Consider the following 14,434-nt stretch of genomic DNA (forward strand, 5'->3'; position numbering starts at 1 on the left):
CGCGGCAATCCACAGTTTTTTCGACATGGCATCTCTCCTTCGCATTGGGTCTTGACATAGACCGCTGCTTGCTTCAATCATTTTTGACACCGGTTACCTAAACCGGTCAAGAACATATTTTGGGGAGAGGGCGCTTGGGCCGACCGCAATGACGGCGGCCAATCCGCAACTCTCTATCGCAGGGGACGTGCAGTCGATCCGATTTTGCACTTCGACGAAAGTAACCGGTGTCATTCCTTGCCAAAGGCAGGAATGCGCTGCGAAAAGGGAGGATGACGATGGCTTTTCATAACGCGCGGGGTGGCCGCACTCTGGTCAGGCTGGCTTCGGGGGTTTCGCTTGCGGTGCTGGTCGCGACGCCGGCCTGGGCGCAGGACGCAGCAGATGCGGGCGCTGCCGACGATGCGGCAAGCAACGAGATTGTCGTGACCGGTTTTCGCCAGTCGCTGCAGGCCGCGCTCAACGTCAAGCGCGACTCGGTGGCGGCGGTCGACGCGATCGTGGCCGAAGACATCGCCAAATTTCCCGATCAGAATCTTGCAGAATCGCTTCAGCGCATTCCCGGCATCTCGATCCAGCGCGACGGCGGCGAAGGGCGCGCAATCACCGTGCGCGGTCTGGGCGCCCAATTCACCCGCGTTCGGCTGAACGGCCTGGAAACCGTCGCAACCTCGACCGACGGCGCCTCGGCCAATCGCGATCGCGCCTTCGACTTCAATGTCTTCGCATCGGAGCTTTTCAGCAGCATCGTCGTCCACAAGACCGCCGAAGCCTCGCTCGACGAAGGCTCGCTCGGCGCGGTGGTTGATCTCAACACCGGCAATCCGCTCGGCGGCAAGGCCGGGCTGCACGGCGCGCTGTCGGTCGTCGGTTCCTACAACGACCTGTCGAAGGATCTGGGGCCGCGTGTCGCCGGGCTGCTCAGCTGGCGCAACGATGCGGGCACCTTTGGCGCCTCGGTTTCCGCAGCCTATTCGAAGGGCAATACGCTTGAACTCGGCAACAATAGCGTGCGTTGGGCGCAGGCGCGTTTTGACTCGGTCGATGGTACCAATTGCTGGACGGCCCCGAACAGCGGCGGCACCTATGTCTCTGGTGCAGCGTGCGACGCGGCGGCTCTCGCATTTCATCCGCGCATCCCGCGCTATGGCGAGATCGAACACCGCCGCGAACGCCTCGGCCTGACCGGTTCGATCCAGTTCGAACCGACCGAAAGCACCCGGATTTCGCTCGACGCCCTCTATTCGCGCTTCCGCGAAGATCGCGAGGAAAAATGGGGTGAAGTGCTGCTGCGTTCGAATGAGCGGTCGATCAACGTCGTCGATCCCGTCTATGACTCGAACGGCAACATGATCTCGGCGACGCTCAACGATGCGTGGGTGCGCACCGAACATTATCTGCGCCAGTCGAAGACGAGCTTCTATCAGTTCGGCGGAAGCTGGGACCAGGATGTTTCGGACCGTTTCCGCTTCACCGTTCTGGGCGGCCTGTCGAAGTCTGACGCCGACATTCCCGTCGAAACGACCGTCGTGTTCGACGACCGCGATGCGCAGGGCTATTCCTACGACTACAGCGACATGAAGCACCCGGTGCTCACCTTCGGCACCAGCGTAACCGATCCGGCGAATTTCCAGCTCGCCGAAATTCGCGATCGTCCCTCGAACGTCACCAACCGCTTCAAGACCGCCCAGCTCCGTACCGAATGGGACGTGACCGACGGTTTTCAGGTCAAGGCCGGCGCGATGTGGCGCCGCTTCAACTTCGATGCGGTCGCCTTCACCCGCGACACGGCGGTTTGCGGCAACGGCGGGGTCGACCGCGTTCTGGGTACGTTGACCTGCTCGGCGTCGGGAGTCTTTGGGCCGACTGCCGTCTACGGCTTTCCGGTCACCTCGCAGCTTGCCGAACTGTTCACGCTCGGCAAGGCGGGTCAGCCGGCGGGAACGACGACCCAGTGGCTTATCCCGTCCTTCCCTGCGGCCACGGACTTCACCCAGCTTTACAGCCGCACCGCCAATCCGGACACGGGCAATACGCGTGCGGTTCAGGAAACCGTCTCGGGCGGCTATATCGAGTTCGATGCCAAGGGCGAATTGTTCGGGCTCGAATATGCGGGCAATGCCGGCATCCGCTATGCGCATACGGCGCAATCGTCGACCGGCGTCCTGTCGGGAACCACCGTCACGGTCGATCGCACCTATGACGACTGGCTGCCGTCGTTCAACGTGGCGCTCTACCCGAGCCGCGACGTGATTATCCGCGGTGCGATCGCCAAGGTCATCACGCGTCCGACCCTCGGCAATCTGACGCCAGGCGGCTCGATCGACGGCTTCAACTACAAGATCAGCTATGGCAACCCGCAGCTCGATCCCTATCGGGCGACCAATTTCGACCTTGGTGTCGAATGGTATTTCGCGCCGCAGGCGGTTCTGTCGATCGCCGGTTTCGTGAAGAAGGTTGAAAGCTTCCCGATCAGCCAGGCCTTCAGCGCCAGCTTTGCATCCACCGGCCTGCCGAAGGACGCGATCCCGCCGAGTTCGCCGGCTTTCCTCAATTTCGATCCCAATCAGATCTATACGATCACTGCCAACGTTAACGGGGCCGGGGCCACGCTGAAAGGCGTCGAACTCGCTGCGCAGGTTCCGTTCAGCGCCTTCACCAGCGGTGGTTTCATCAGCCACTTCGGGGTGCTTGCGAACGCGACCTTCATCAGTTCGGACGCAGATTATAATGTTCAGGGGCCGGCGGTGGTCCCGGGTGGGGCGCTGGTCAATGCGGTGCGCTCGGCGACGCTCTTTGGCGTGTCGAAGCGCGCCTACAACGGCACGCTCTATTACGACGACGGCGCCTTCAGCGCGCGCGTGTCGGCCAGCTATCGCAGCCGCTACATCGATGCGAACAGCGGCACCGGCAACGTCTTCGAAGGCTATGGCGCGACGTGGAACATGGACGCCTCGATCCGGTACAAGTTGACCGATTGGGTCGAACTGTCGGTCGAGGGCAATAATCTGCTCGACACCTATCGCTATCGCTACACCGATTTCGATGCTGACCGGAATTACGAGAATAATCATTTTGGCCGCACCATCCTGTTCGGCGCGCGCTTCAAGATGTGATCCATCAGAATTAGTCCCGGAAATAGGCCCGGTCTTCGCGCGCGAGGGCCGGGCCTTTTTCTTTGGCGCAAGAGGAGGACGCCTGTGACCGATCGCCGCGACCTGTTCAAAATGGCTGGCGCCGGCCTGCTGGCGGCCGGGCTCGGTCCGGCGCCGGGCAAGGCGCGGGCCATGTCGGCTCCCGCGGACCCGGCATCGGAGCCGCAATGGGGGCGGGGTGCCGATGGGCAGCGCCGCGCCGATTGCGGCGACGGCCGCTTCCTCAACCCGATCATGGCCGGTGATCATCCCGATCCGTCGATCCTCAAGGACGGCGACGACTATTACATGACCTTTTCAACCTTCGATTCCTATCCCGGCCTGGTCATCTGGCATTCGCGCGATCTGGTGAACTGGCGCTCCGTCGCCCCGGCGCTCACCCGCAATATCGGATCGGTCTGGGCGCCCGAGCTGTGCAAGCATGACGGCCGTTATTTTCTCTACATTCCGACCAAGGGACCGAACACGAGCTGGGTGATCTGGGCCGACCACATCGAGGGTCCGTGGAGCGATCCCGTCGACCTCGACCTGCCCGATCATATCGACCCCGGGCATGCCGTCGGCGAGGATGGTTCGCGCTGGCTGTTCCTGTCGGGCGGCGACCGCGTGCGGCTGTCGGACGATGGCTTGTCGCGGATAGGCGAACCCGAGCATGTCTATGATCCCTGGCGCTACCCCGCCGACTGGGTCGTCGAAGGATTTTCGCCCGAGGGGCCAAAGATCGTGCGCCGCGAGGGCTATTTCTATCTGATCACCGCGGTGGGCGGCACCGCGGGACCGCCCACCGGCCATATGGTCATCGCGGCGCGCGCCCTCTCGATCCACGGGCCATGGGAAAACTGCCCTGCCAATCCGATCGTCCGCACCGTTTCGCGCGACGAGGCTTGGTGGTCGCGCGGCCATGCGACGCTTGTGGAAGGTCCGTCGGGCGATTGGTGGAGCGTCTATCACGGCTATGAGAAGGACTTCTGGACGCTGGGGCGCCAGACGCTGCTCGATCCTGTCGAATGGACCACCGACGGCTGGCCGCGGATGACAGGGGGCGACCTGTCGCGGCCGCTCGCGAAGCCGCTTGGCGGCGTTGCCGGTCTGCATGGCATGGCGCTGTCGGACGATTTCACGTCGCTGGCGCTCGGCGCAAAATGGAATTTCTTCAAGCCCGCACGCGACGAGCGCGCGCGTGCCGCCGTTGCGGACGGCGCGCTGCACCTTGCGGCGCGCGGGCGGGCGCCGTCCGATTCATCGCCGCTGCTCCTAATCGCGGGCGACCGGTCCTACCGCTTCGAATGCGATATCGATATCGACTCTGGCGTGACGGCGGGCCTGATCCTCTTTTACGACGAGCGTCTCTATTGCGGACTGGGTTTCGATGCCGACCGCTTCGTGACGCATCAATATGGGATCGAACGGGCTCAGCCCGTCAATCCGCATGGCTGCCGGATGCGCCTACGGGTTACCAACGATGCGCATATCGTCACCTTCGACACCAGCGGCGATGGTGGCGAAAGCTGGACCCGCTTCGATCGCGGGATGGAGGTGTCAGGTTATCACCACAATGTCCGCGGCGGCTTTCTGATGCTGCGCCCGGGGCTGTACGCAGCGGGGTCGGGGCAGGCGCGTTTCCGGAATTTCCGCTTCTCGGCGCTGAGCTGACCCTAGAGCGTAACGCCAGATTTCCAGATCGCGATATCGCGTTCGCCATTGGCTTCCGACCGCGTTGGGCGTCCCGATGCCGTCTCGATCACCAGATCGAGCAGCGCGTCGGCGGCGCCACCGAAGCCTTCGTCGAGCACCCGGCCGGCATCGAAGTCGATCCAGCCGCTCTTGCGGTCGGCGAGGGCGGTGTTGGATGCGATCTTGAGCGTCGGGGCGGGAAAGCCGAGCGGCGTTCCGCGGCCCGTTGTGAACAGGATCAGCGTCGCACCGGCCGCGGTCAATGCTGTCGACGACACGGCATCGTTGCCGGGCGCTTCGAGCAGGGTCAGGCCGGGGCGCGTCGCCCGACCGCCATAGCGCTGCACATCGGTCAGCGGAACCTTGCCGCCCTTCTGAACCGCGCCAAGCGACTTTTCCTCAAGCGTCGTGATGCCGCCCGCGACATTCCCCGGCGAGGGATTTTCGCTCACCGGTTCGCCATGGCGTACGAAATAGGCCTTGAAGTCGTCGATCAGTGCCACCGCGCGATCGAAGACGTCGCGCGATGCCGCGCGGCTCAGCAGCATGGGCTCGGCACCGAAGATTTCGGGAATTTCGGTCAGGATCACCCGCCCGCCCGATGCCGCAATGCTGTCGCCCGTACGGCCGACCAGCGGATTGGCGGTCAATCCGGACATGCCGTCCGACCCGCCGCATTTGACCCCGAGGACGAGCTCGGAAAGCGGCGCTTCGCTCCGTTCGGCCTGCCCCGCGATGCCGACCAGTTCCTCGATCAGCGACAGGCAGGCCGCCTCGTCATCCTCGACCGACTGGGCGGCCAGACTGCGAATATGCGTCCGCCTCGCTGCGGGAATGGATTCGATCAACGCCCCGAGCTGATTATTCTCGCATCCCAAGCCGACGATCAGGACACCCCCGGCATTGGGATGCTGCGCCAGCCCGGCCAGCAGCGCACGCGTGTGCGAAAGGTCGTCGCCAAGTTGCGAACAGCCGAAAGGATGTTTGAAAGCGTGGATGCCATCGACGCTTCCGGCGTGTTTTGTCGCCGCAATCCGCGCGACCCGTTCGGCGAGATTGCCGACGCAGCCGACGGTCGGGATGATCCAGATCTCATTGCGTGTCCCAACCCGGCCATCGGCGCGCCGATGGCCGCGGAAGGCGCGGTCCGCGCCGCGGACGGACCTGGAATCGGTCTGCGCGAACATGGGAAGGGGGGCGGTGTCGGCGGTGAGCGCGGTCGCCAGATTATGGCTGTGAACATGGTCGCCGGCTTCGATCGCGACCGAGGCGCGCCCGATCGGAAAGCCGTATTTGGTCACCGCGTCGCCCCGCGCTACAGCCGCGGTAGCGATTTTATGCCCGCGCGGAATGGCGTTCGCCGCGACGATTCGCCCGCCATCGACGGCGACGCTGTCGCCCGCCGCGGCGTCGGCCAACAGCGTGGCCACATTGTCCTCGGGCGCGATCCTGATAGCGGTTACCGGTGTCATATGCGCGTTTCTCTCTGCCATCCGCCGGAAGGCTCAGGCTGTGGTGGGAGGAGCGACCGACTGGCGCTCGACAAAGGTGGACGCGAGCACCGGGCTTTCGTCGGCCGCTGCGGTGCGCGCTGCCCCGTCGAGAAAATCGGGGACCAGCGTTCGCGCGGCGCGCGCGCCCATTTCGCGGATCGGCCAGCGGACGGTGCTCAGCGCAGGCCAGATATGCGTGGCAGTCGGCGAATCGTCGAACCCGATGATCGACAGGTCGCCCGGCACCGCGATGCCCTTGCCGTGCGCCACGCTCATAACCCCGGCCGCCATCTCGTCATTCGAGCAGAAGAGCGCAGTTGGCGGTTCGGCGAGCGACAGCAGCTTTTCGCCCGCCTCGACCCCCGCCGCATAGCGATAATTACCCGGCGCGAAATAATCGGGCGGCAACGTCAGGCCGGCTTCGCGAAGGGCCGCGTGAAAACCCTCCTCGCGCTCGGCGGCCGACCGGAACCCGACAGGGCCGCGCACGAAGCCGATGCGGCGATGGCCGAGGCTGATCAGCTTGCGCACCGCTTCGGCCACGACTTCGCGGTCGTTCGACGAGACGCAATGCGCGGCATCGTCGAGCGGCGCCGAGCCGACGCGAACATAGCGCACCCCCAATTCGCTACACAGAGCGGCGAGCGCATCATTCTCGGAAATGGGCGGGAGCAGCATCGCGCCGATCGGGCGCTGCTTTTCCAGGAAGACGCGGACATCCTCGAGCATCCGGTCGGACCCGCGATCGACCGGGCGGACGAGCAGCGCCAGGTCGCTGTCCTTGATCGCGTCGAGCACGCCCTGCTGAAAATTCAGCACCGTCTGGGCATTGGGATTGTCGTGCAGAAGCGCGATCAGGAAATTGCGCCGAAAGGCGAGGGCGCGCGCCTGCGGATTGGGCACGAAGCCCAGGGTTTCGATCGCTTCCTGAACCGCCTTGCGTGTCTTTTCGGCGATGAATTCGGACCGGTTGATGACGCGGCTGACGGTCTTTTTCGACACGCCGGCAAGCGCCGCGACGTCGTTGATCGTCGGCTGCTTCGTACCCTGTCCGCCCTTCGTCGCTGGCATATTGTCTGCACTCCGCTCGCTGCCCCGCCGGATGTTCCGCAGATCGGCACCATTTCCCACCTAGTGAGCGTTCATGGCGCCGAAATCAACCGGGTCGGCGGCTATTCGCTTGCTTTTGACACCGGTGTCTTTTAGAGCGAAAGCCGGAAGAGGGAAATGACAAAGATGAGCGCGAACAGCGAAGCGGAAAATGTGGCCCAGGCGCTTCTCGCCGCGCGCGCCAAAAAGACACCGCTTACCTCCTATCCCGGCGTCATGCCGGACAGCCTAGCCGACGCCTATGCGATCCAGGATCATGCGATCCGGCTCGACGGGCGGCAAATCGGTGGCTGGAAGGTGGGGCGGATCGCGGCCGAGCTCGTTGGCCGCTATGGCGGCAATCGTCTGACCGGGCCGATATTCAGCGACGAAATCCGCGACGGATCGGCGGGCGACCGGCCCGTTATGCCGGTCTTCGTGCCGGGATTCGCCGCAGCCGAGGCCGAAATCCTTTTGCGCTTCGGCGCCGTCGGCGACGGTGATTATGACGCCGATACGATTCGCGACTGCATCGACGAGGTGCGCACCGGAATCGAGATCGCGAGTTCTCCTTTCGCCGAAATCAACCTGCACGGCCCCGCAGTTACCGCGTCCGATTACGGCAACAACAAGGGGCTCGTACTCGGTCCGCCGATCGCCGACTGGCGCGACGCCGATCTGATCCGCATGCCCGTCGCGATGTTCATCGACGGCGCGCAGGTCGGCGCGGCGACGATGGAAACGATGCTCGACGGGCCTTTCGGGTCGGCGGCATTCCTCGCCCGCACCTTGCGCGCCCGCGGCATCCCCATTGCGCCGGGAACATGGGTGTCGGCAGGCGCCATCACCGGCGTCCATGAAATCCGGGCGGGTCAGACCGCCGAAGCACTGTTCGACGGAAAAATCCGCGTCGGCTGCCGCATCGAAAGCCTCTAGAAGGCAGGAAAAGGGAGAGAGAAATGGCACAGGCAATCGCAGAGGGAGGCGCGCCGCCGCAGCCCAATGTCGGACGCTATCGTTGGGTGATCGTCGGCCTGCTGTTTCTTGCCACTGCCATCAACTATGTCGATCGGCAGATGATCGGTGTTCTCAAGCCGACGCTGCAACAGGAAATGGGATGGACCGAAGGCGACTTCGCGAACATCGTCTTCTGGTTTCAGGTCGCCTATGCCGTCGGCTACATCGGCTTCGGCCGCATCGTCGACATGGTTGGCGCCCGCATCGGCTACACCGTCGCGATCATCATCTGGACGATCAGCCATATGGCGCATGGTCTGGCGTCGAGCGTGACGCAATTCGCGCTCGCGCGGTTCGGGCTGGGCATCGGCGAATCGGGGAACTTTCCGGCGGGTATCCGGGCCGTCACCGACTGGTTCCCGCAAAAGGAACGCGCCTTTGCGATCGGGCTGTTCAACGCCGGGGCCAATGTCGGCGCCATCGTTACGCCGCTGCTCGTTCCCTTCCTCGTCCTGATGTTCGACTGGCGCGTGGCCTTTTATGTCACCGGCCTGTTCGGGGTGCTGTGGCTGATCGCGTGGTGGCTGATCTATCGCCATCCCGACGAGCATCCGAAGCTGTCGGAAGGCGAGCGCGCCTGGATTCAACAAGACCCGGCCGACCCGGTGACGCCGATCGGTTGGGGCCGCCTGCTCGGTATTCGCGAGACATGGTCCTATGCGCTCGGCAAATTCTTCATCGACCCGATCTGGTGGTTCTTTCTTTTCTGGCTGCCGGGCTATCTGTTCGAACGCTACGACATGGACCTCAAGACCTTCGGTCTGCCGCTCGCCGCCATCTATCTCATCTCCGACTTCGGCAGCATCGCGGGCGGCTGGATGTCCTCGCGGCTGATCAAGGCGGGGCGCACCCCCAATTTCGCGCGCAAGTTCACGATGTTCGTGTGTGCCTGCTGCGTCGTGCCCGTCTATTTCGCCCAAGATATCGACAGCGTGTGGACCGCGGTCCTGATCATCGGTCTCGCGACAGCCGCGCATCAGGCCTTTTCCGCCAATCTCTATACGTTGCCGTCGGACATATTTCCGCGCGGCGCAGTGGGGTCGGTGGTCGGGATCGGCGGCACGGTCGGCGCGATCGGGGGGATGAGCATGGCGTTGTTCACCGGCTACATCCTCGAGACGACGAACAATAATTATCAGATATTGTTCGGCATCTGCGCCAGCGCCTATTTCATTGCGCTACTCGCGGTGCATCTGCTGTCGCCGCGGCTCGATCGCGTCGAGGTCTAGACGCCGATGACGCGGCCGCTCTCCCTCCATCCCGACCGGCTCTTTCCGTCGGACCCGGTTCCGCGCGCCATCGCGCGCCGCCTTTATGCCGAGGTCGCCGACCTGCCGATCATCAGCCCGCACGGGCATACCGATCCGTCATGGTTCGCCGGCAATGCGCCGTTCGGCAATGCCGCCGAACTTCTGCTGCATCCCGATCATTATGTGTTCCGGATGCTCTATTCGCAGGGCATCGCGCTCGATGCGCTCGGTATCGGCAATCCGGACGCCGATCCGCGCGAAAGCTGGCGGCTGTTCGCGCAAAATTACCATCTCTTTCGCGGCACCCCCTCGCGGATGTGGATGGACTGGGTTTTCGCCGAAGCCTTCGGCTTCGACGTGCAATTCTCGTCCGAAACGTCGGACCTATATTATGACCGGATCACCGAGGCGCTTGCGACCGATGCGTTCCGGCCGCGCGCGCTTTTCGATCGCTACCGAATCGAAGTGATCGCGACGACCGAAAGTCCGCTCGACACGCTCGATCATCATCGGGTCATCAAGGACGCCAATGTGCGCGGCGAGTGGGGCGGGCGCGTCATCACCGCCTATCGCCCCGATCCGGTCGTCGATCCCGAATATGAAGGGTTCCGCGACAATCTCGCGCGCTTCTCTGATATATCGGGCGAAGACGCTTTCAGCTATGCCGGCTATCTTGCCGCGCATCGCAACCGCCGGGCCTTCTTCGCGGGCATGGGCGCGACCTCGACCGACCATGGGCATCCGACCGCGGCAACCGCCGATCTGTCGGACGCGGAGGCCGAGGCGCTGTTCGTGCGCGTTACACGCGCCGACGTCAGCGCCACCGACGCCGAGCTGTTCCGAGCGCATATGTTGACGGTGATGGCGGGGATGAGCCGCGACGACGGCCTTGTCATGCAGATCCATCCCGGCGCGCTGCGCAACCACAATTCGTGGCTGTTCACGCATTATGGCCGCGACAAGGGCGCCGATATTCCGACGCGCACCGACTATGTCCGGGCGCTGCGGCCGCTGCTCGCCCGTTATGGCAATGAAGCGGGGCTGACGATCATCCTCTTCACGCTCGACGAAAGCAGTTATGCGCGCGAGCTTGCGCCGCTGGCGGGCCATTATCCGGCGCTGAAGCTTGGCCCCGCCTGGTGGTTTCACGACAGCCCCGAGGGCATGCGCCGCTTTCGCGCCCAGACCACCGAGACGGCGGGCTTTTACAACGGCGTCGGTTTCAACGACGACACCCGCGCCTTTCTCTCGATCCCGGCGCGCCACGATGTCGCGCGGCGCATCGATTGCGGCTTCCTCGCTGCGCTGGTTGCCGAGCATTGCATGGAGGAATGGGAGGCGGCCGAGCTGGCGGTCGACCTCAGCTACAATCTCGCCAAGGCCGCGTACCGGCTGTGAGGCTGTCGGCGCAAACCGCGCTGCCGGCAGCCGTGCGCGCGCCCGCTTACGACCGTCGCCGGCAAGCGGCAGGGATCGTCCATTTCGGTATCGGTGCCTTTCACCGCGCGCATCAGGCGGTTTATACCGACGATGCGATGGGCGCGGGCGATCGCGACTGGGGCATCGTTGGCGTGTCGCTGCGTTCGGGCGATGTCGCGGCACAGCTTGGCCCGCAGGACGGGCTTTATACGGTGAGCAGCCGGACCGCTGCCGGACCTGAAATTCGATTGATCGGGGCGGTTCAGCGCGTGCTCGTCGCGGCGCAGGAACCGCAGGCCGTCATCGACGTCCTCGCTGCTCCGACAACGCATATCATCAGCTTCACCGTGACCGAGAAGGGCTATCTGCGCACCGCCGATGGCCAGCTCAATCTTGACGCGGCAAAGGGGCCATCGAGCTTCTATCGCTTCGTCGGGGCGGCGCTGGCGGCGCGCAAGGCGGCGGGATTGCCCGGCCTGACGTTGCTCAGCTGCGACAATCTGGCGAATAATGGCGCAGTGCTGCGCGCGCTGATGCGCCAATATCTCGCCACCGACCATCCAGACGTGGCCCTATGGTTCGATGCGACGTGCCGATGCCCCGCGACGATGATCGATCGCATCGTGCCCGCGACGACCGATGCCGACCGTGCGGCTGTCGAGGCGGTGCTGGGCGTGCGCGATGAAGGTGCGGTGGTCACCGAAGCATTCAGCCAGTGGGTGATCGAGGATGATTTCGCTGGCCCGCGTCCGCGATGGGATACGGTCGGGGCGGAATTCGTTGCCGACGTCGCGCCCTATGAGACCGCGAAGCTGCGCATGCTCAACGGCGCGCATTCGGCGCTGGCCTATATCGGACTGCTGGCGGGGCATGAGCATGTCCATCGGGCGGTCGCCGATCCCGCTATCCGGCCGCTCGTCGAACGGCTGATGCGCGAGGAGGCCGCACCGACCATCGACGCCGCGCCGGGGCAAGACCTTAATGCTTATGCCGATGCGCTGCTCGATCGCTTCGCCAACCCGGCGCTCGATCATCGCCTGATCCAGATCGCAATGGACGGCAGCCAGAAGATCCCGCAGCGCTGGCTCGAAACGCGGGCCTGGCATCAAAGGCGCGGCGGCACCTGCCCGTCGATCGAATACGCCATCGATGCGTGGATCGCGTTTCTGAACGATGGTCGCTGGCCGATCGACGATCCGAGGGCGGACGCGCTGCGCGCAGCGGCGGCGCAGCCCGACGCGCGCAACCGCTTGTTCGGACCCGAAGGCCTGATGCAATATGGTCTGGCCCGGCGCGGCTAGGCCTGCCCGTTTCCTTGTTCTGACGCGCCCGGGCTTCATCACCCATAGGATATTGATAGCCTAGCCATCGCACGATCTCGAGGACGCCTCGCATTGCGGCAATCTCCCCGTGGATTGAGGGAGCGAACGCCTGAAGAACCCGAGCGCGAGAAGCCGAGGCTGGGCGCCTCCCTTGCCGCCAACCGGCCGCGCCAGTGATTGCGGCCACAGCGTGATCGGGGCTGGGCGGTTACGCTTTCCCAAGATATTGGGGTCTAAAGGGAATCGCATGATCGGGGCGGAGGAAAATCGCGGACGGAGACGGGCGTCTTGGACGCTTGTTTTGCTGTGGCTTGCTGCCGCGCTTTGGGCCGTGCCCGCTGCGGCGACGCCGCTGCACATCAATGCGCCGCTCTGCCACTCGGTCGGACCGCTGGCCGCACCCGACGACGCGCTGTCCGCGCTGCGCTTTTCCTGCAGCGGCGAGCCGACGGGGTATCGCGACGGCAGCCTGTGGTTGCGGGCCGATGTCGGCAATCGTTCCGAGGATCGCAACGGCGCCGCACTGATGGTGCATTTCTCGCGCTTCGACCGGGTTGCGGTGGGGTTCACCTATGCCGACGGACAAACGCGCTGGCAGACAGTGCGCCGCGGCGATTATGGCGCGCACTGGCGCGTCGGCGGCCAGATATTGTTCGAGGCCCCGGCCCGCGGCGCGCCGCTGACCGCGGTGACCATGCGCTTCGACCGCCTCGCCGACCACAGCCTGCTGCGCGCGCGCCTCATCCCCAAGGAAAATGCGAGCCTGCAGGCGGAGGGGATGGCGGCGCTCGTCGGCGCCTCGCTCACCCTGCTGCTCGTCAGCGGCATCTATAGCCTGTCGCTCGCGGTCGCGGTGCGCCGCCAATATCTGCTGTGGCAGGCGGCATGGTCGGGCGTAATGATCGTCTGGGGCGCCTTCTGGTCGCAGATTCATCTGGTGATCTTTCCCGCCATGGCGGGAACGGTCTCGGCGCAGGCATCGACCTTGCTCGCCTGCCTTGCCATCGGCGTCGCGACCGCCAGCGCGGTGACCGCGATCGACGCCCGGCATCTTCCGCGGGCTTTGCGCCGGGGAACCCTCGCGCTGGGGCTGGCGATCGCCATCGCTGGCGTGCCGCTGGCGTTGATTCGCACCGGCAATCTGCAGATGCTCGGCAATCTGCTGGGCATCGCGGTCCTCGTCGATCTGGTCGCGGTCGCGCTGTGCATCGGCTGGAGCTGGCGCAAGGGATCGGTCGAGGCGCGCGATTTCGCGCTCGCCTGGTGTCTGCCGATGGCGACGCTCGCGATCATTCATCTGGTCGATGTCGAGGACGGATTCTGGGGCGGGGGGTCGAAACTGGCGGTGCTGGTCGCCGCAACCTGGCAGGCGCTGTGGCTGTCGGCGGCATCGACGCGGCGGCTCGCGCATCTGCGCATCGAACGCGACGATGCGCTGGCGGCCGAGGCGCAGGCGAACGAGCTTGCGCGCCGCGATCCGCTCACCGGATTGCTCAACCGGCGGGGCTTCGTCGATGCCGTCACCCCGCTGCTCGATCAGGCGCGCGAAGGGGCGCTGCCGGCGGCGCTGCTGCTCGTCGATGTCGATCGCTTCAAGTCGATCAACGATATCTACGGCCATGAAGCCGGCGATGCGGTCCTTTGCCGCATCGCCGAACGCATCGCCCGGTGGGAAGGGACGATGTGCAGCGTCGCGCGGCTGGGCGGCGAGGAGTTCGGCCTGCTGACCATCGGGATGGAAGGCATCATGCTCGATCGCTTTGCCGAGAGCATCCGCCGCGAAATCGCGCTGTGCGATCATAGCGACACGATGGGCGACCGGCCGGTGACCGCCAGCGTCGGCGTCGCCGAAGTGCGGCCGGCCCCCGATTTTCAATATCTCTATCGGATCGCCGACGAGGCGCTCTACGATGCGAAACGCGCCGGCCGGAACCGGATCAATGTCCAGCGTGTGCCGCCGCGCGGCGACGGGGAACCCGGCGCCGACGATCGCGGAGTAGCCTATCCCGCCTGAG

9 protein-coding genes are annotated in these 14,434 nt (G+C 64.8%); 7 read left to right on the plus strand and 2 right to left on the minus strand.

The window, feature by feature from the left end; genetic code table 11:
• The first annotated feature begins 272 nt into the window (after nt 1–272).
• Together P1IM2_RS14810 and P1IM2_RS14815 are read left to right on the plus strand one after the other, a co-directional pair.
• A complete protein-coding gene (locus P1IM2_RS14810) occupies nt 273–3,116 on the plus strand; it encodes a TonB-dependent receptor (protein ID WP_062901812.1) in 2,844 nt (947 codons plus the stop codon).
• Nucleotides 3,117–3,227: 111 nt separating this feature from the next.
• Complete coding sequence (locus P1IM2_RS14815; protein WP_062903117.1) at nt 3,228–4,808, plus strand: family 43 glycosylhydrolase; 1,581 nt, start codon at nt 3,228–3,230, stop codon at nt 4,806–4,808.
• A 2-nt stretch (nt 4,809–4,810) separates the two neighbouring features.
• On the opposite strand, the gene P1IM2_RS14820 is transcribed toward P1IM2_RS14815, so the two are convergent.
• Nucleotides 4,811–6,301, minus strand: coding sequence for a UxaA family hydrolase (locus tag P1IM2_RS14820; protein WP_062901813.1), 1,491 nt, complete (start codon nt 6,299–6,301; stop codon nt 4,811–4,813).
• Between the two features lie 33 nt (nt 6,302–6,334).
• Nucleotides 6,335–7,393 (minus strand): LacI family DNA-binding transcriptional regulator, encoded by a 1,059-nt coding sequence (locus P1IM2_RS14825; protein ID WP_062903118.1) that lies wholly within the window; start codon nt 7,391–7,393, stop codon nt 6,335–6,337.
• A gap of 156 nt (nt 7,394–7,549) precedes the next feature.
• Here P1IM2_RS14825 and P1IM2_RS14830 point away from each other — a divergent pair, with 156 nt between their 5' ends.
• The 5 genes from P1IM2_RS14830 (at nt 7,550) to P1IM2_RS14850 (ending at nt 14,433) form a co-directional block, all read left to right on the plus strand.
• Nucleotides 7,550–8,347 (plus strand): 2-keto-4-pentenoate hydratase, encoded by a 798-nt coding sequence (locus P1IM2_RS14830; protein ID WP_313906815.1) that lies wholly within the window; start codon nt 7,550–7,552, stop codon nt 8,345–8,347.
• A gap of 23 nt (nt 8,348–8,370) precedes the next feature.
• Nucleotides 8,371–9,657: an MFS transporter gene (locus tag P1IM2_RS14835; RefSeq protein WP_062901814.1), complete on the plus strand. Its 1,287-nt coding sequence runs from the start codon at nt 8,371–8,373 to the stop codon at nt 9,655–9,657.
• 6 nt (nt 9,658–9,663) lie between these two features.
• On the plus strand, nt 9,664–11,076 hold the full coding sequence (uxaC, locus tag P1IM2_RS14840; protein WP_186402929.1) for a glucuronate isomerase: 1,413 nt from the start codon (nt 9,664–9,666) through the stop codon (nt 11,074–11,076).
• A complete protein-coding gene (locus P1IM2_RS14845) occupies nt 11,073–12,398 on the plus strand; it encodes a mannitol dehydrogenase family protein (protein WP_260834168.1) in 1,326 nt (441 codons plus the stop codon). The genes uxaC and P1IM2_RS14845 overlap by 4 nt, the downstream gene beginning before the upstream one ends.
• 352 nt (nt 12,399–12,750) lie before the next feature.
• Nucleotides 12,751–14,433: a GGDEF domain-containing protein gene (locus P1IM2_RS14850; protein WP_260834169.1), complete on the plus strand. Its 1,683-nt coding sequence runs from the start codon at nt 12,751–12,753 to the stop codon at nt 14,431–14,433.
• Nucleotide 14,434 lies beyond the last annotated feature (1 nt).

The sequence above is a fragment of the Sphingopyxis sp. P1IMeth2 genome, from assembly GCF_900185685.1.
GTDB lineage: Bacteria > Pseudomonadota > Alphaproteobacteria > Sphingomonadales > Sphingomonadaceae > Sphingopyxis > Sphingopyxis terrae_A.